The organism is Corynebacterium minutissimum (genome assembly GCF_000805675.1).
GTDB lineage: Bacteria > Actinomycetota > Actinomycetes > Mycobacteriales > Mycobacteriaceae > Corynebacterium > Corynebacterium minutissimum.
In genome coordinates, this window is record NZ_JSEF01000006.1 from 12054 (window position 1) to 29094 (window position 17041).

25 protein-coding genes are annotated in these 17041 nt (G+C 61.2%); 16 read left to right on the forward strand and 9 right to left on the reverse strand.

Annotation, left to right across the window (positions count from 1 at the left end; translation table 11 throughout):
- Positions 1-21: 21 nt before the first annotated feature.
- The 7 genes from NX84_RS03090 to NX84_RS03120 all read right to left on the reverse strand — a co-directional run bounded on the left by NX84_RS03090 (position 22) and on the right by NX84_RS03120 (position 4315).
- Positions 22-1161, reverse strand: a complete 1140-nt coding sequence (locus tag NX84_RS03090; protein ID WP_039673683.1) for an HNH endonuclease signature motif containing protein — start codon at positions 1159-1161, stop codon at positions 22-24.
- 87 nt (positions 1162-1248) lie between these two features.
- Positions 1249-1815 (reverse strand): Asp23/Gls24 family envelope stress response protein, encoded by a 567-nt coding sequence (locus NX84_RS03095; protein ID WP_039673685.1) that lies wholly within the window; start codon positions 1813-1815, stop codon positions 1249-1251.
- Entirely contained in the window at positions 1808-2386 is a 579-nt protein-coding gene (locus NX84_RS03100; protein ID WP_039673687.1) for a DUF6286 domain-containing protein, read from the reverse strand. The genes NX84_RS03095 and NX84_RS03100 overlap by 8 nt, the downstream gene beginning before the upstream one ends.
- Positions 2379-3284: an Asp23/Gls24 family envelope stress response protein gene (locus NX84_RS03105; RefSeq protein ID WP_039673690.1), complete on the reverse strand. Its 906-nt coding sequence runs from the start codon at positions 3282-3284 to the stop codon at positions 2379-2381. Before NX84_RS03105 ends, NX84_RS03100 begins: the two co-directional genes overlap by 8 nt.
- On the reverse strand, positions 3284-3478 hold the full coding sequence (locus NX84_RS03110) for a hypothetical protein (RefSeq protein ID WP_039673692.1): 195 nt from the start codon (positions 3476-3478) through the stop codon (positions 3284-3286). The genes NX84_RS03105 and NX84_RS03110 overlap by 1 nt, the downstream gene beginning before the upstream one ends.
- Before the next feature lie 9 nt (positions 3479-3487).
- Positions 3488-3826 carry a hypothetical protein gene (locus NX84_RS03115; protein ID WP_039673694.1) on the reverse strand — a complete coding sequence of 113 codons (339 nt, stop codon included), beginning with the start codon at positions 3824-3826 and terminating at the stop codon, positions 3488-3490.
- On the reverse strand, positions 3827-4315 hold the full coding sequence (locus tag NX84_RS03120) for an Asp23/Gls24 family envelope stress response protein (protein ID WP_039673696.1): 489 nt from the start codon (positions 4313-4315) through the stop codon (positions 3827-3829).
- 662 nt (positions 4316-4977) lie between these two features.
- Here NX84_RS03120 and rpsJ point away from each other — a divergent pair.
- Genes rpsJ through rpsQ form a run of 11 tightly spaced genes read left to right on the forward strand, consistent with a single transcriptional unit; the run spans position 4978 to position 10153 of the window.
- Positions 4978-5283, forward strand: coding sequence for a 30S ribosomal protein S10 (gene rpsJ / locus NX84_RS03125; protein ID WP_003848085.1), 306 nt, complete (start codon positions 4978-4980; stop codon positions 5281-5283).
- Positions 5284-5318: 35 nt separating this feature from the next.
- Positions 5319-5975: a 50S ribosomal protein L3 gene (gene rplC, locus NX84_RS03130; RefSeq protein ID WP_039673701.1), complete on the forward strand. Its 657-nt coding sequence runs from the start codon at positions 5319-5321 to the stop codon at positions 5973-5975.
- The gene (rplD, locus tag NX84_RS03135; protein ID WP_039673702.1) at positions 5972-6634 is read left to right on the forward strand and encodes a 50S ribosomal protein L4; all 663 of its coding nucleotides are present in this window, start codon (positions 5972-5974) and stop codon (positions 6632-6634) included. The genes rplC and rplD overlap by 4 nt, the downstream gene beginning before the upstream one ends.
- Positions 6634-6939 (forward strand): 50S ribosomal protein L23, encoded by a 306-nt coding sequence (gene rplW, locus NX84_RS03140; protein WP_039673704.1) that lies wholly within the window; start codon positions 6634-6636, stop codon positions 6937-6939. The genes rplD and rplW overlap by 1 nt, the downstream gene beginning before the upstream one ends.
- Before the next feature lie 39 nt (positions 6940-6978).
- Complete coding sequence (gene rplB / locus NX84_RS03145; RefSeq protein ID WP_039673706.1) at positions 6979-7815, forward strand: 50S ribosomal protein L2; 837 nt, start codon at positions 6979-6981, stop codon at positions 7813-7815.
- Positions 7816-7828: 13 nt separating this feature from the next.
- Positions 7829-8107, forward strand: coding sequence for a 30S ribosomal protein S19 (rpsS, locus tag NX84_RS03150; RefSeq protein ID WP_010189646.1), 279 nt, complete (start codon positions 7829-7831; stop codon positions 8105-8107).
- Between the two features lie 3 nt (positions 8108-8110).
- Positions 8111-8473, forward strand: coding sequence for a 50S ribosomal protein L22 (gene rplV / locus NX84_RS03155; RefSeq protein WP_039673710.1), 363 nt, complete (start codon positions 8111-8113; stop codon positions 8471-8473).
- Positions 8473-9219 (forward strand): 30S ribosomal protein S3, encoded by a 747-nt coding sequence (rpsC, locus tag NX84_RS03160; RefSeq protein ID WP_039673711.1) that lies wholly within the window; start codon positions 8473-8475, stop codon positions 9217-9219. The genes rplV and rpsC overlap by 1 nt, the downstream gene beginning before the upstream one ends.
- A gap of 3 nt (positions 9220-9222) precedes the next feature.
- Complete coding sequence (gene rplP / locus NX84_RS03165; protein WP_039673713.1) at positions 9223-9639, forward strand: 50S ribosomal protein L16; 417 nt, start codon at positions 9223-9225, stop codon at positions 9637-9639.
- Positions 9639-9869 carry a 50S ribosomal protein L29 gene (gene rpmC, locus NX84_RS03170; RefSeq protein WP_005276944.1) on the forward strand — a complete coding sequence of 77 codons (231 nt, stop codon included), beginning with the start codon at positions 9639-9641 and terminating at the stop codon, positions 9867-9869. The genes rplP and rpmC overlap by 1 nt, the downstream gene beginning before the upstream one ends.
- Positions 9870-9871: 2 nt before the next feature.
- Entirely contained in the window at positions 9872-10153 is a 282-nt protein-coding gene (rpsQ, locus tag NX84_RS03175; protein ID WP_039673717.1) for a 30S ribosomal protein S17, read from the forward strand.
- Between the two features lie 256 nt (positions 10154-10409).
- Here rpsQ and NX84_RS03180 read toward each other — a convergent pair whose 3' ends face one another.
- Positions 10410-10793, reverse strand: coding sequence for a hypothetical protein (locus tag NX84_RS03180; protein ID WP_039673719.1), 384 nt, complete (start codon positions 10791-10793; stop codon positions 10410-10412).
- Complete coding sequence (locus NX84_RS03185) at positions 10790-11674, reverse strand: carbohydrate kinase family protein (protein WP_039674326.1); 885 nt, start codon at positions 11672-11674, stop codon at positions 10790-10792. The genes NX84_RS03180 and NX84_RS03185 overlap by 4 nt, the downstream gene beginning before the upstream one ends.
- A 22-nt stretch (positions 11675-11696) precedes the next feature.
- Between NX84_RS03185 and NX84_RS03190 the strand changes: the two genes are divergently transcribed.
- The 5 genes from NX84_RS03190 to rplE all read left to right on the forward strand — a co-directional run bounded on the left by NX84_RS03190 (position 11697) and on the right by rplE (position 16906).
- Positions 11697-13022, forward strand: coding sequence for a glycoside hydrolase family 32 protein (locus NX84_RS03190; RefSeq protein WP_039673721.1), 1326 nt, complete (start codon positions 11697-11699; stop codon positions 13020-13022).
- Positions 13023-13132: 110 nt separating this feature from the next.
- A complete protein-coding gene (locus NX84_RS03195) occupies positions 13133-15163 on the forward strand; it encodes a sucrose-specific PTS transporter subunit IIBC (protein ID WP_039673723.1) in 2031 nt (676 codons plus the stop codon).
- 502 nt (positions 15164-15665) lie between these two features.
- On the forward strand, positions 15666-16034 hold the full coding sequence (rplN, locus tag NX84_RS03200) for a 50S ribosomal protein L14 (RefSeq protein WP_039673725.1): 369 nt from the start codon (positions 15666-15668) through the stop codon (positions 16032-16034).
- Between the two features lie 4 nt (positions 16035-16038).
- Positions 16039-16353 carry a 50S ribosomal protein L24 gene (gene rplX, locus NX84_RS03205; RefSeq protein WP_039673728.1) on the forward strand — a complete coding sequence of 105 codons (315 nt, stop codon included), beginning with the start codon at positions 16039-16041 and terminating at the stop codon, positions 16351-16353.
- A 1-nt stretch (position 16354) separates the two neighbouring features.
- Positions 16355-16906, forward strand: a complete 552-nt coding sequence (gene rplE / locus NX84_RS03210; RefSeq protein WP_039673730.1) for a 50S ribosomal protein L5 — start codon at positions 16355-16357, stop codon at positions 16904-16906.
- Positions 16907-17041: the final 135 nt, after the last annotated feature.

The window sequence follows — 17041 nt, forward strand, 5'->3', positions numbered from 1 at the left end:
TTTGCGCCTGCGTGCGGGCGGTTAGCCTGCACGCGGCGGGTCGGGTGGTTGCCCTGTTCCTGGCGGCGGGTCGGGTGGCTGACCTGTGGCTTGTCCTGTTGCTTTCTCAGTGGCGAGTCTGGCTGTGGCTTCTTGGTATTCGGGCATGGCGGTAATTGGCACACCCCAGGGCGGGATGTAGCTCACCCCCGTATTCAACCGGAACATGTAACCACGCCCGGTGGGCCGTTTAGGGTCATCGTCGTTAATACCGTTGTGGTAGGCGCACAGAAAGGTGAGGTTTTTAATGTTGGTAAAACCTCCGGCCTGCCAGGGGATGAGGTGGTGGACTTCGCAGTAATCAGCTGGCCTGTTGCAGCCGGGCCTAGAGCAGGTTTGGAATTCAGCAGCCAGGCTGATGCGTTGTTTCCAGCTGGCATGCCGCTGAATTCTATAAGAGTTAACCGGCCCTTCAAGGGGGTGGATGATGGTGGCGTAGCCAATCTCGGCAAACTTGTAGGCTAAGAAGTCTGCGCCTGTCATGCGCGCGCCGTTGGTGAGGTTAAGTTCTATTTCCTCCCCATCACCGTTAATAATTTGGTCGAGTTCGTTGAGGGTGACAACGACTTGGGCATGTACGGCGGGTTTGGTGCCGATTCCGCCGGTGACAATGACGGTGCGGGCAGCCTCAAGCAGGTTTGTTTTGTTGACGGATTCTAGGGTGCCTCTGATGTCGGCGATGATGGTGGGGGTGTCGGTGATGGTGATGGAGTTCGGGCCCTTAGAGCGGTAGGTGAAGCGTACCCCGGGTTTAGCTTCGCGCTTGGACTTAAGCTCTTTAAGGCGTGTGGTGGCGACCTGGCGGATTTTGTGGGCAGGTGTTCCGGCAAGTTTTATGCGTAGGTTCCAGGCATCGAGGTCTTTGTTGACTTTGGCGGTGTAGGACTCAATCAGGGTGAGAATGCTAAGGCTATGTTGTTGTGCCACCGCGGCGGCACGGGCTTTGCGTTGTTTGCCGGTGAAGCGGGTTTGCCCGAAGTAGGTGCGGTGAAGGTGGGCAAGTTCTGTGGCGTCGGCTGCGTCGGCGCCGAGCGCGCGGAGCTCGTCGGGTGAGCTGGATGCTTGTTCCACTAGCGCGATCCCCGAGTTGCGGTAGTGGAAGTAGGTTTCTAGTACCCCCATGGCCACGAAGCTTAAAGCAGGCCCAAAGGCCCCGCAACCGGAACGAGAAAAGCCCCTCGTGGCGAGGGGCTTAACCCGAGAACGGACTTATGCGATGGCGCTGCGCACCTTGGTGAAGTGCACCTTGTAAGTGGTATCCAGGTCCGCGTCCGGGAAGGCCGCACGGAAATCGCTGTCATTGACCTCAATGGCATCCTTGATGCGCATGAGCGGGGTATCCGGATCAGCGAGAACCTCATACTGCAGCGTTGGGCGGCCACGGTCATAGGCAACCAAGCGCGAGACCTTCTCTATGCCCTCGATGTTGGACAACGTATCGGCCACCGCACCGGCGATGGCAGCCATACTGGTCTTGATGGCGCCGTCCTCATTGGAGGCATCGGAATGCACGGTATTGAACCGATGGTGACGCAGATTGGCAATGATAAGCCACAGCCCCACTAAAGCCAGCACTACCGTGGCAGCAGCCAAGGCATAAACCCACCAGGATTGCTCCGGCAGCCCAGCCCACGTGTCATGGTCAACCCACTTCGCCAGGTAAGTAGCGAAGTCCACGTTGAAGTGAATGAGAATCGGCCACGCGCCTAACGCGATGAGCACAATGCCCAGGATGGCGAGGATCGTGCGGTCCACGCCGGCCAGCTTTCTAGACATTGGCAATCTCCTCCTGGTCGTTTTCAATGACAACGGTGAATTCAGGGCTCGGCGAGATGGCAGCCAGCGCGGCTTCTACCGCATCGGTGAGGCGTTCCTTGAGCTGGGCATCCTCCAGGTCACCCGTAGCCGTAACGGTTAGGCTGGCGCGGTTGGCGGAAATCTTGGCCCGGCTGCGCGCAGCACTGGCACCCGGAACGCGGCGAGCAGCCGCAGAGGCAATACGCGCGATGTCCACCGCGCGCAGCCACATGGACGCGTCGTCTGAGGCGATTCGCACGTGCGTCGTCTTACGCGGCGCAAAGGCTGCCCACAGCAGGATAAGACCCACCACAATGCCGATGCCACCGCCGATAAGCATCCACGTCGCAATGTCGGGTTTCGACATGACGTCGATAAAGGGCTGCAGCCAGGACTGCCCGCCTTCGTCCGCGCCGACTACCCAGGCTTCCCGGCCCGCAACCACGGCGGCGGCAAGCAACACGATGCCCAAGATGACAGTCCACGTTCGCGCCGGCGGTGAGGCCTTAGGGCGCTGGCCTAACGTGACCGGCTGTGGTTTCTCACTCATGGTGGGCTCCTTCACCGAACGGGGTAATGGTAATGGCACGCAACGGGGCCGGCCGGGGAACGTCCACCTGGCGGGTGAAGTCCGCCGAGGGGCGAATCTCCACCGGGCGCAGAGCAGTCGGCTGCGGTGCAGTCACGCGGCGCGGTTGAACTGGGTGGGGTGCTTCGACCGAACGCGGCTGAACCGGCCGGGGTGTCTCAATGCGCTGCAGGCGGAATTCACCAGGCATCTCCACCGGCCGCACGGGCAGAGGTGAAGGAGTGTGGACGTCGCGCAGGCGCTGCTGGGGAGCAGTGCTGATAGGCCGCAACTCCTCGTAGCGCTGCGTCGAAGGAGCAAAGCCGGAGCTTCGCACAGGAACATCGCCCAGCAAACCCACCGACCGTACCGCCGTTTCCACGGGCACCTCAACGCCCCGCACAGCGGCCGGGCTAGGAGTGGCAATCTGGCGCACCGCCACGCCACGCGAGGTCGTCACGGGCCTTAGCTCACGGGGAGACACAGAAGCCGGAACACGCGCGCTCAGCGGTCTGCGCGCAGCTACCTCAAGTGCCGATGTGCGCTCACCTGCCACCGCACCACCAACGGTCACGTTGACGCGGGTCGTGCGAAAGCCAGTAAAGTCCAACACGGCCTCTGAAATCGCAGTGCGCACTGCCGACGCCACATCAGTCACCGGCGACGGCCAGTACACGGCAATGTCCGCATCAACCGCCACGACCTTCGTATCCGGGTCCATCTGCGCCATAACACGCGGAAAGGCTCGGCCGGCGAGGCCGGCTAGTTTGGCGTCGACAGCCGCGGTTCCCGGCACACTGGCAATGGCGGAGCTAATCACCTTCTCCATTGCCCGCAGTGAGAAGTAGGTACGGCCTGTGTCGTCGAACGGAGTCGTCACTAGCCTTGGCCTCTATCCTGGCCAACCACGCCTTTCCATACGGCGGTGAGGTCGATGCGGCCGTCGAAGTGCGCGCCAACCACGCCGCCAATCGCGGCCAAAAGAACCGCGAGAACGACGTACCAGACGCCGAGGTAGATGAAAAAGGCGAGAACCAAGCCGGCGAGAATGCCGAGGGAGGTGTAATTCTTCATGGTTTTCCTTTAGTTCTGTGGGGAGGCAGCAGGGCTGTCAACTGCATCGGCAAAGACAACGTCAACGGTACGTGCGGTCGGCCAGGTACTGCGGACGGTGTCCCGGATGGCGTCGCCAAGCTCGGCGAGGACGACGCCACTACTCACGTCAACGACAACGTGCAGCTCAAGGTAAGTATCATCGCGCGGTGAGGGCCGGGAGATGCCGTGGATACGCTCGCCCGGGAAGAGCAGGGCCACTTCGCCGAATCTGCCGGGGCTGAGCTTGGCGACGCCCCTCAGGCCCGTCACCGCCTCCACAATCGCCCGCGCGGCCTCCGCCGTGAGTTGTGGGGTCTGCTGACTCACTTAAGCCTGGCCCTGCGTGACGGCCGGGGTGGTGTCCTCGGACTCTTGCTCCTCCCGCGGCAGCTTGACATCGTGGACTACCACGTCGACGCGGTCCACGGACAGGCCCGTCATGCGCTCGACGGCATTCATGATGTTGCGGCGAATGGCCTCAGCCAGCTCGTGGATAGCAACGCCGTACTCAGCGATGATGGCGATGTCAATGGAAGCCGTGCCGTTGGCAACCTCCACGGACACACCCTGACGGACGTCCTCAGAGGCGCCGAAGGACTCACGGATGGAGCCCATCATGCGGGCACCGCCGCCACCGAGGGCGGCCACGCCGGAGACCTCGCGAGCAGCGATACCAGCGATCTTGGACACCACGACGTCGTCAATGCGGGTGGTGCCGAATTCCGTCTCCAGGTTCTTGTTGCGTTCCGGGGCGGTTGCCGGGGTGGCGGCTTCAGTCTTCTCAGCAACGTCCTTCGGGGTGGTGTTTTCAGCCATGGTGAATCCCTCTCAGTTCTCGGGGTGGGGTGATCTAGTCGGGCGGCACATGCCCGCTATTCCCGAGCTTATCCCTGAACTACGACTTTGTCGGGTCGAGAGCCAAACTTTAGTTGAAACGTGATTTTAGGCACGGTTTTCGTAGCGGTTTGGAAAACGGGAGGTTACATGCTTAAATACAGGGGTTGCTTTAACACAGCAACGTAGCCGCAGGCACAAGCTTGTAGGGCGTTGTTGCTGGTAAAGCGAACATGACACCTTTGTTGTGGGGCTTGGATGAGTCGCACTCGAAGGTCATCTGATCGGGCTAGGTCCGCGTTTGAGCAGAGACACCCCCGAGACGATGGACCGGAGAAGGAGCATGGCAAATAAACAGCGGCAGTATATGAATAAGACTTTGGTTGCAGATCTGTGATCGAACGCCCCAGTCTTCTTCCTATTGACTTTGACTACGGGTCTTGTACCCCGTCATGAGCACTGCACGGGCTGGGCATTTGCCTAGCGCTGTATCTCATGGTCGTCATGACAGTCAGACAACTGGCGTTGCGCCAAGGCTCCAAGCCCGGACAACGTTATAGAGAAATCGAGAAGCAATTTCCCACCGCTTCACGCCCCGGATAGGCCGGGAATGTGAAAGTGGGGAAGCGAGGAAGAGGATAAGCGTGGCGGGACAAAAGATCCGCATTCGGCTGAAGGCCTACGACCACGAGGCTATCGACGCTTCTGCAAAGAAGATCGTTGAGACCGTAACCCGTACGGGTGCTCGTGTTGTTGGTCCGGTGCCGCTCCCAACCGAGAAGAACGTATACGCCGTTATTCGTTCTCCGCACAAGTACAAGGACTCTCGCGAGCACTTCGAGATGCGCACTCACAAGCGCCTCATCGACATTCTCGACCCGACCCCGAAGACCGTTGACGCTCTTATGCGCATCGACCTTCCGGCAAGCGTCGACGTGAATATCCAGTAAGCGATCGACACAACGTATTTGGTGGAGAACTAATTATGAGTGAAAACGAGATCAAGGGCATTCTGGGCACCAAGCTCGGCATGACCCAGGTCTTCGACGAGGAGAACCGCGTTGTGCCGGTCACCGTCGTCGAGGCTGGGCCGTGCGTGGTTACCCAGATCCGCACGAAAGAAACCGATGGCTACGACGCCATCCAGATTGCCTTCGGTGAGAAGGACCCGCGCAAGGCCAACAAGCCGGCCGCTGGTCACTTCAAGAAGGCTGGCGTGACCCCGCGCCGCCACGTGGCTGAAATCCCCATGGATGACACCTCTGCATACGAGGTGGGCCAGGAGGTCAAGGTGGATATCTTCGAGGGCGTGACCTTCGTTGACGTCACCGGCACCACCAAGGGCCACGGCTACGCCGGCGCCATGAAGCGCCACGGCTTCGCAGGCCAGGGCGCTGCCCATGGTAACCAGGCTGCTCACCGCCGCGTCGGCGGTATCGGCGGCGCTTCGTTCCCGGGCCGCGTCTTCAAGGGTAAGCGCATGGCTGGCCGCATGGGCCAGGACCGCGTGACCACCCAGAACCTGAAGATTCAGAAGATTGATGCCGAGTCCAACCTGCTGCTCATCAAGGGCGCTGTCCCTGGTGCGCGCGGTGGCCTCGTCACCGTTAAGACCGCAGTGAAGGGCGGTGCACACGCATGAGCAACCTCAAGCTAGACGTCCAGACCGCTGACGGTAAGACCAACGGCTCTGTTGAGCTGCCGGCCGAGCTCTTTGACACCGAAGCATCCATCGCTTTGATGCACCAGGTTGTCAACGCTCAGCTCGCTGCTGCTCGCCAGGGCACCCACAAGACCAAGACTCGCGGCGAGGTTCGCGGCGGCGGCCGTAAGCCGTTCCGCCAGAAGGGCACCGGTCGCGCCCGCCAGGGCTCCATCCGTGCACCGCACTACACCGGCGGTGGCACCGTGCATGGCCCGGTTCCGCGCGACTACTCCCAGCGCACCCCGAAGCGCATGATCAAGGCTGCTCTCTACGGTGCACTGTCTGACCGTGCACGCAACGAGCGCATCCACGTCATCGAGGAGCTCGTCCCGGGTCAGACCCCGTCCACCAAGCAGGCCAAGGCCTTCATCGAGCGCCTCACCGACCGCAAGAACGTTCTTCTGGTCATCGGCCGCGAGGACATTAATGCTCGCCGCAGCGCCAACAACCTGCCGAACGTCCAGATCTTGGACGCCGGCCAGCTGAACACCTACGACGTCCTCTACTCGGACGACGTTGTGTTCTCCGTTGAGGCTCTGCACACCTTCGTCGAGCGCGCCACCGGCGCCGCCGAGGAAGCTAAGGAGGAGAAGTAATGGCTAAGCTCGCTAACCCGCGCGACGTCATCATCGCACCGGTTGTGTCCGAGAAGTCCTACGGCCTGATGGAGCAGAACGTCTACACGTTCTACGTCTCCACGGACTCCAACAAGACCCAGATTAAAGATGCCGTTGAGCAGATCTTCGGCGTGAAGGTTGCTTCCGTCAACACCGTCAACCGTGCAGGTAAGCGCAAGCGCACCCGCACCGGCTACGGTCAGCGTAAGTCCACCAAGCGCGCCTACGTGACGCTCCGTGAAGGCAGCGACTCCATCGACGTCTTCGGCGGTTCTGCTAGCTAGCAGAACGGCTTAAAGAGCCGATAAGGAAAAGGAAGAATTATGGCTATTCGTAAGTACAAGCCGACAACTCCGGGTCGCCGCGCATCCTCCGTGTCTCAGTTCGAGGAAATCACTCGTTCCACTCCGGAGAAGTCCCTGCTGCGCCCGCTGAGCAAGACTGGTGGTCGTAACAACTACGGCCGCATCACCACCCGCCACATCGGCGGTGGCCACAAGCGTCGTTACCGTCTCATCGACTTCCGTCGTACCGACAAGGACGGCATCCCTGCAAAGGTCGCTCACATCGAGTACGACCCGAACCGTACCGCTAACATCGCCCTGCTGCACTACGCAGATGGCGAGAAGCGCTACATCATCGCCCCGAAGGGCCTGAAGCAGGGCACCGTCGTCGAGTCCGGCCCGAACGCAGATATCAAGGTTGGTAACAACCTGCCGCTGCGCAACATCCCGACCGGTACCACCATCCACGCTGTGGAGCTCAAGCCGGGCGCTGGCGCTAAGCTGGCTCGCTCCGCTGGTGCCTCCATCCAGCTGCTGGGTAAGGAAGGCAAGTACGCCATCCTGCGTATGCCGTCCTCCGAGATCCGTCGCGTCGACATTCGTTGCCGCGCCACCGTCGGTGAGGTTGGCAATGCCGAGCAGATGAACATCCGCTGGGGCAAGGCCGGCCGCATGCGCTGGAAGGGCGTCCGCCCGACTGTCCGCGGTGTCGTTATGAACCCGGTCGACCACCCGCACGGTGGTGGTGAGGGTAAGACCTCGGGTGGTCGCCACCCGGTGTCGCCGTGGGGCCACAAGGAAGGCCGCACCCGCAACCCGAACCGTTACTCGAACAACATGATCGTGCGCCGTCGTCGCCCGAACAAGAAGCGCTAAGAGGAGGTAAACAATGCCACGCAGCCTGAAGAAGGGCCCGTTCGTCGATGAGCACCTCCTCAACAAGGTAGATGCTCAGAACGAGGCCGGCACCAAGCAGGTCATCAAGACCTGGTCTCGCCGCTCCACCATCCTGCCCGACTTCATCGGTCACACCTTCGCCGTCCACGACGGCCGCAAGCATGTGCCGGTGTTCGTCGAGGACTCCATGGTTGGTCACAAGCTCGGCGAGTTCGCACCCACCAAGACCTTTAAGGGTCACGTCAAGGACGACAAGAAGGGACGTCGATAAGCGATGAGTGACACCATCACCTCCGCATCCGCAACGGCTCGCTACGTCCGCGTTACCCCGATGAAGGCACGCCGCGTCATCGACCTGGTTCGCGGAAAGTCCGTATCCGAGGCACTTGCAATCCTGAAGTACGCTCCGCAGGGCGCCGCTAAGCCGGTTGCCAAGGTGGTTGCTTCCGCAGCTGCCAACGCTGAGAACAACTTCGGCCTGGATCCGCGCACCCTGGTCATCTCCGAGGCCTACGCCAACGAGGGTCCGACCATGCGTCGTTTCCAGCCGCGCGCACAGGGCCGCGCATTCATGATTCGTAAGCGCACCAGCCACATCACCGTGGTTGTCGAGAGCCAGAAGGAAGGGGCCAAGTAATGGGCCAGAAGATCCATCCTCACGGCCTACGTTTGGGCATCACTTCCGACTGGAAGACCCACTGGTACGCCGATAAGGACTACGCTAACTACGTAGCCGAAGACATCAAGATCCGCCAGTACCTGGAGAAGGGCCTCGACCGCGCCGGCATTGCCGACGTCGTCATCGAGCGCACCCGCGACCGCGTCCGCGTCGACATTCACACCGCCCGCCCGGGCATCGTGATTGGCCGCCGCGGTGCTGAGGCTGACCGCATCCGCCGCGAGCTTGAGAAGCTCACCGGCAAGATGGTTGCCCTCAACATCCTCGAGGTCAAGCAGGTTGACGCTAACGCAACCCTGGTTGCTCAGTCCATCGCGGAGCAGCTGGTCAACCGTGTCGCATTCCGTCGTGCAATGCGTAAGGCTATCCAGTCCGCTATGCGCCAGCCACAGGTTAAGGGCATCAAGATCCTGCTGTCCGGCCGCCTGGGCGGTGCAGAAATGTCCCGCGTTGAGCGCTACCACGAGGGTCGCGTTCCGCTGCACACTCTTCGCGCCGAAATTGACTACGGCACCGCAGAGGCCCACACCACCTTCGGCCGCATCGGCATCAAGGTGTGGATCTACAAGGGTGACGTCGTCGGTGGCGTGCGCGAGTCCGAACTGAACGCTCCGGCGCAGGGCCGTGGCCGCGGTGACCGTAATGGTCGCTCGCGCCGTGGTGGCCAGCGTCGTCAGCGCGCACAGCAGAAGCAGGAGGGCTAATCCATGCTGATTCCTAAGCGCGTCAAGTACCGTCGTCAGCACCGCCCGAGCCGCTCGGGTGTGTCCAAGGGCGGTAACCGCATCAACTTCGGTGACTACGCCATCCAGGCTCTTGAGCCGGCGTACATCACCAACCGTCAGATTGAGGCCGCACGTATTGCCATCAACCGCCACGTCAAGCGTGGCGGCAAGGTCTGGATTAACATCTTCCCGGACCGCCCGCTGACCCAGAAGCCGCTCGGCGTTCGTATGGGTTCCGGTAAGGGCCCGGTGGAGAAGTGGGTTGCCAACGTTAAGCCGGGTCGCGTCCTCTTCGAGATGACCTACCCGAACGAGGAAACCGCCATCGAGGCACTGCGCCGCGCTGGTCAGAAGCTTCCGTGCAAGGTCCGCATCATCAAGAAGGAGGACCAGTTCTAATGGCTACCGGTACCCCCGCCCACGAGTTCCGTGAGCTCGACAACGCTGAGCTGGAGACCCGCCTGAAGGACGCGAAGGAAGAGCTCTTCAACCTTCGTTTCCAGAAGGCCACCGGCCAGCTGACCAACAACCGCCGCATCGGCACGGTTAAGCGCGACATCGCCCGCATCTACACCGTTCTGCGCGAGCGCGAGCTGGGCCTGTCCGTTGCTCCGGGAGCTGAGGCTTAATCATGAGTGAGGCAAACGTGAACACTAAGAAGGAAAAGGGCGCTCGCAAGACCCGCACCGGCATCGTTGTCTCCGACAAGATGGACAAGACCATCGTTGTCGAGCTCGAGGACCGCAAGCAGCACGCCCTTTACGGCAAGATTATGCGCACTAACAAGAAGGTTAAGGCGCACGACGAAGAGAACACCGCCGGCATTGGCGACCGCGTTCTCATCTCCGAGACTCGCCCGCTGTCCAAGGACAAGCACTTCCGTCTCGTCGAAATCGTGGAGAAGGCTAAGTAAACCCTAGCCCGCCCTACGATGCACGAACCCCGGCACCCCATACGGTGCCGGGGTTTTGCGATCCCACACGCGGTGCCATTGTGGTAACGCTTGAACTATGTCAAACAACCCGTCGATTTCCGAAGAACAAGCAAAACGCCTAATGCTACGGGCTAGAGAGTACGTAGCTCGTCATTTCGTAGATATCTCTTATCACCGTTCCGAGTTACTAAAGCGCCTCAAGGATGCTTAAGAGATAGCGGGCGTCGGTCCGGTATTAGCGCTTGATGCACGCGATGGCGATGCAGAACGCATTGAGCACCGTGCTCATCCCCAGCAGGAAGGTGCCCACGCGGTACTCGGTGCCCAACGGTTTGTCGAAGGTGTTGTAAATCATCATCCACAGCACCCAGCCCGCGATGACTGCCACGGCCGCCAGTACTGACAACACTCGCAGGCCACGGGTGGGGCGTTGGGCGGGGGAGAAGGCATGGCGGGAGGAATCCACCAGCATAAGCACCGCCAGAATCACTGCGGCTCCTGCGGATATCGGAATGCTCAGTAGCGCTCGCGTGCCGGCGACGACGGGCAGAACGAAGGCCACCGTGGACAAGAGAAGAAGCACGCCATGCAGAATGGCCGCGCGCTGTGTGTAAGTCATAGCCGCTCCTCCACCTCGGCCCGGGAAGGCGGCTGCGCGCCGGTGCGCGAAACCGTAATCGCTGCCGCCGTGGCCGCGAAGTGCAGAATCTCTCGCCACTCTTCAGCGTTAAGAGCAGTAAGCTCTGAGGCACCGAGCTTTCGCTCAGCAAGCAAGGAGAGCAAAGACGCCATCACGGTGTCACCTGCGCCGATAGTGTCGGCCACCTCCACCGCAACCGGCGGAACCGTAACCGAAACCGACGCCGTGCGCACACTCAACCCCTCCCCGCCGCGAGTGGTCACCACAACCGGAACCTGCTCCAGCGCCTCAGCCCCAAGGAAATCGACCTCTTCTTCACTAAGCTTCAGCAACGTGACATGGGGCAGCAACGACAGCAAAAATTCGCGGTGCGATTCCGTGGCGAAGAAAGGACGGATATTCGGATCCAACGCCACCATGGTGCCCTGGGCCGCCAAGTCTTTAAGTAGTGCTGCATAACGTGAAGCGCCCGGCTCGAGGGCTAGGGAGACGGTGCCGAAGCAGGCCCAGGGGACGTCGGCAAGCACAGGCTCCACGAAACGGTCCGCCGTGCCTTCCGTATAGAAGGAGTAGGTGGCCGAGCCGTCGTCCCCAATGTTGCACACCGCCAGCGTGGTGGGCTCAGGTCCGCGCTGCACCAGCGACGTGTCTACGCCCTCCTCAGCAAGTCGGTCCACCAACGCGCAGCCATACGCGTCCGTGGACAAACGCGAGTGGAATCCCACGTGAGCGCCCAAACGCCCGGCCGCCACTGCCACGTTGAAGGGGCCGCCGCCCAGCGCCGGTGTCAAGTCCGCCAGCCGGCCGCGGCCGCGCGGAACGAGGTCAACGAGCCCTTCGCCACACACCATAATGTCCATGGAGGCCATAGTATCGGGGGATATGAACTACCGTCCGCATTTTCACCTCTCTCCGCCCACTGGCCGCCTTAATGACCCGAACGGGATCTTCCTCGACGGCGAAACGCTGCACGTTTATTACCAGCACGATCCGTGCTTCCCCCACGCACCAAAGCAGACGGGCTGGGGCCATGCGGCGGCGTCTGTGAATAAGGCGCAGCCGTGGCGGCACTACCCGGACGCGCTGTATCCCGTGCGCGAGCACGACGCCCACGGCTGCTATTCCGGCGGCGCGGTGGTGGATGGTGATGACGTGTGGCTGTTTTATACGGGAAACCTCAAGCGTGATGGGGCTCGTATTCCGTCTCAGAACCGCGTCCGCGCGGTCGATGCTTCTGGCCCTGAAGGTGGTTTCTATGAGCACGACGAAACGAATCCCCTCATCGATGAGCCCGCGGAGGGTTTTACTGGTCACTACCGCGACCCGCAGATTACCCGCGACGGTGCAGGCTGGCGCATGGTGCTCGGCGCGCAGGCAGCGGATGAAACCGGCCACGTTGTGCTGTATCGCTCCGCGGACTTGGCGGAGTGGTCCTTCCAGGGCGCACTCACTTTTGACACCTCGAGCGCTGAGCCCGGTCTGAGCCCTGACCTGGTGCCGGGCGGCTACATGTGGGAGTGTCCCAACCTGGTGACGCTGCGCGACCGCGCGACGGGGCAGGACAAGGATGTTCTGGTCATCTGTCCGCAGGGTTTCGAGCCTGTGCTTGGCGACGTCTCCACGCACTACACTTCCTCCGACCAGTGCGGCTACCTCGTGGGGCGCCTGGAGGGCACAGTCTTCCACGTCGAACGTGGTTTCAGCGAGCTGGATTATGGTCACCAGTTTTATGCGCCACAGCTAGTAGAGCGCGACGGGGAGGCCATCATGCTGGGGTGGATGGGCCTGCCCGCGCAGGATGAAACCCCAACGGTTAAACAGGGCTGGGTGCACACGTTAACGCTGCCGCGCCGCGTGTGGCTTGAGGATGGTTGGCTGCGCCAGGCCTCAATGTGGGACCTTACGTCTGCGCCGTCGGAGGTGGCCCGCGAGGGCTTCGGTTCGGTGGCCACACTGACTGTAGGCGAGGGCACGTACGCGCTGGTCGATTCTTCCGGAGCCGAAGCCTTCCGGGTTACCTATGGCGGGGGAGTGCTGCGCCTTACCTTAGGTGACGATGAACGGGTGGTGTCCTGCCCGGCCGGTTCACTCGAGCTCATCGCGGATGGTTGTGCGGTGGAGGTCTTTGCAGGGGATGGTCGGATTGCGGGGGCGTCGGCAGTCTTTGGCACCCGCGATGCCCGCTGGCGGGGATGGGAAGTCCGGTAGGGCGTGAAGTTTCCTACATTTATGTCCGAATTGTTGGCTTTGTGTGGGTGTGTCGGGTCTAATGGGGTGTGACGCTATTTAGTTCATCTCACTCGAGGAGGCACGGCGACATGGATCACTCTCACGTCGCGCAGCGAATCCTGAAAGCCATCGGCGGCGAAGACAACATCGTGGCGCTCGCGCACTGCGCCACCCGCCTGCGCATGGTGCTTAAGGACAGCAAGAAGGTCGACAAGTCTGCTCTGGAAAATGACCCCGACCTCAAGGGTATTTTTGAGGCCGGCGGCATGTTCCAGGTCATCGTCGGCCCGGGCGATGTCAACATCGTCTTTGACCAGCTCAATAAGATAACCACCAAAGACATCGCGGTCTCTACCGACAAGCTCAAGGACATTGCGGCTGACTCCGGCAACTGGTTCGCCCGCGCGGTGAAGGTCCTTGCGGATATCTTCGTGCCACTCATCCCGATTCTGGTCGGTGGCGGTCTGCTCATGGCGCTCAACAACGTCTTGACCGTCAACGGGTTGTTTGGTGAACAATCTGTCATTGAGATGTTCCCCGCCATGGCGGACGTGGCGGGGCTCATCAACCTCTTGGCCTCTGCGCCCTTTGCGTTCTTGCCCATTTTGGTGGGCTTTACCGCCACCAAGCGCTTTGGTGGCAACGAGTTCCTTGGTGCCGGAATGGCCATGGCGATGGTGATGCCGGACCTGGTCAATGGCTACCAGGTGGCCGCGACCATCGAGGCAGGGGAGATGGCCTACTGGAACATCTTCGGCCTTGACGTCGCCCAGGCCGGTTACCAGGGCTCCATCCTGCCCATCCTGGTCATCGCGTGGATCCTGGCCACGATTGAAAAGTTCCTGCACAAGCACCTCAAGGGCACGGTGGACTTCCTGCTCACCCCGCTGCTCACCTTGCTGGTGACGGGCTTTATCACCTTCATTGCGGTGGGCCCGGTCCTGCGTACCGCTGGCGACATGCTCGGTGCGGGCCTTAATGACCTCTACACCTTCGCCGGCCCAGTGGGCGGCTTCATCTTCGGTCTGTTTTACTCACCGATCGTCATTACTGGCCTACACCAGTCCTTCCCGCCGATTGAGACTATGTTGTGGAATGAAGGCGGCTCCTTCATCTTCGCCGTGGCCTCCGTGGCCAACATTGCTCAGGGTGGCGTGGCCTTGGCGGTCTACTTCCTTGCACGGTCTGAGAAGCTCAAGGGCCTGTCGGGCGCCTCGGGCGTTTCCGCCCTCTTCGGTATCACTGAGCCGGCCATCTTTGGTGTGAACCTGCGCCTGCGCTGGCCGTTCTACATCGGCATGGGTGCTTCCGCGATTGCCTCGACGCTCATCGCGCTTTTCGATGTCAAAGCCACCGCCCTCGGCGCCGCCGGCTTCATCGGTTTTGTGTCCATGCGCCCAGAGGATTACACGCAGTTCTTCATCTGCGCCTTCGTCTCCCTCTTCCTGGCCTTCGGCGTGGCCTTTGCCTACGGCCGCTACCTCATTGCGAAGAACGGCTCCATTGACCCGGATGAGGTCGGTACGGCTACCGCCGCCGGTGGGGACGTTCCTTCTGCCACCGCTGACCCGAATGCCTACCGCGTGGCCTCCCCGCTCGCCGGCACCGCCGTGGCCTTGTCTGCGGTGTCTGACCCCATGTTTGCTGCCGGCAAGCTGGGCGCGGGCGCAGCCATCGAACCCACCGAGGGTCGACTTGTTTCTCCCATCGACGGCAAGGTCACCGTCACCTTCCCCTCGAAGCACGCCTACGCGGTGCGCGGCAAGGATGCTGATGGCAACAACGTGGACATCCTTATGCACATCGGCTTCGACACCGTGAACCTCAAGGGCGAGCACTTCACCTCCCACGTCTCAAAGGGCGATGAGGTGAAGGCCGGCGACCTGCTCTGCGAGTTTGATATCGAGGCCATCAAGGCTGCCGACTACCCGGTGACCACTCCGGTTGTCGTCTCCAACTCGAAGAAGACTGGCCCAGTCCTGCCGGCCCACCACCCCGGCGAGGACATCACCTTCGGCGATGCCCTTCTCACCGTCGACCCGAAACCAGCTCCTTCCGCTGAGACGGCGGGATCCGGTTCTGCTGCAGGCAGCTCCGCAGTCCCGACCTCCAAGTCCTAACACCCTTAACACGACGCGGCCCCGGCACACGTCGGGGCCTTATCCGTTGGGCCAGCATTTCCATTTGTCCAGACCTCAAAGCCGACACACGCTGGTCGTCGCCAAGCGCAGCGCTCATGCTTGCCGACGCCCACCTGGGCGTGTGTCGCCTTCGAGGTCTAGCCATGTGAAAGGTGGTGGGTGGCTCGGCGCGGCGGGTGGTGGGTAGACCGACGTGGAGGGTGGTGGGCGCTCGGCGTGAAGGTCGGAGGGTAGACCGGCATGAGGGGAAGCGCGTGGCGCACACGCGTGATTTGGGGAAATGGGGTAGGGCATGGTTGAATGTATGGGTTGCATATGGCCGGTCGGTGCAGCGCGATGCGTTTCCGAATCGCCGCACCGAGACCCTTCGACCGCTGTCAACAGCGCGTTCGTCGCACAACCTATGCCACGTAAGTAAGTAGACCAGGTGTGTCAAGGACGGAAATCTTGACGCACGTTAATCCAGGTCAGGAGACCCATAGTGATTCAGCAAGAATCGCGTCTGCGCGTCGCCGACAACTCCGGTGCACGAGAGATCCTCGTCATCCGCGTTCTCGGTGGCTCCGTTCGACGTTTCGCTGGCATTGGTGACGTTGTTGTCGCCACTGTCAAGGAAGCCACCCCGGGTGGCAACGTAAAGGAAGGCGATGTCGTCAAGGCCGTCATCGTCCGTGCCAAGAAGGAGACCCGTCGCCCGGACGGCTCCTACATCGCTTTCGATGAAAATGCCGCAGTTATTCTCAAGGGTGACAACGAGCCGCGCGGTACCCGCATCTTCGGCCCGGTTGCTCGCGAGCTTCGTGACAAGAAGTTCATGAAGATCGTTTCTCTCGCACCGGAGGTGATCTAGTCTTATGAAGATTCATAAAGGCGATATGGTGATTGTTATTTCGGGCCCGGACAAGGGCGCGAAGGGCAAGGTCATCGAGGCATACCCGAAGCGTGAGAAGGTCCTCGTTGAGGGCGTTAACCGCGTTAAGAAGCACGTTGCTAACTCCGCTACCGAGCGTGGCGCCGAGTCCGGCGGAATCGTAACCCAGGAAGCTCCGATCCACGTGTCCAACGTTGCGATCCTTGACTCCGAGGGTAACCCGACCCGCGTGGGCTACCGTTTTGATGAAAACGGCAAGAAGGTCCGCATCGCACGTAGCAACGGGAAGGACATCTAAAATGAGCGAGAACTACACTCCGCGTCTGAAGACCCGCTACCGCGAGGAAATCAAGAAGGCTCTCAACGAAGAGTTCAAGTACGACAATGTGATGCAGATTCCGGGCGTCACCAAGGTCGTTGTCAACATGGGTGTGGGCGACGCTGCCCGCGACTCCAAGCTGATCAACGGCGCTATCGAGGACCTCACCGCGATTACCGGCCAGAAGCCGCAGGTACGTCGCGCCAAGAAGTCCATCGCTAACTTCAAGCTCCGTGAGGGCATGCCCATCGGCGCACGCGTTACCCTGCGCGGCGACCGCATGTGGGAGTTCCTGGACCGACTGCTGACCATCGCGCTGCCGCGTATTCGCGACTTCCGCGGTCTCTCCGACCAGCAGTTCGACGGCCACGGCAACTACACCTTCGGTCTTACTGAGCAGACCATGTTCTACGAGATCGACATCGACAAGATGGACCGCCCACGCGGTATGGACATCACCGTCGTAACCTCCGCTACCAACGACGAGGAGGGCCGCAAGCTCCTGCGCGAGCTCGGCTTCCCGTTCAAGTAAATAGCGCTTGAGGCAATCCCTTGGCACTCCGTGAAGGAGGCCGAGGGATTTTTGCGTCCAAAGGCTTATGGATAGGTGAAGGCCCAGCTAGGTCTAACGCGGTGCAGGGGAGTACGATACAAACGTCTCTGAAAT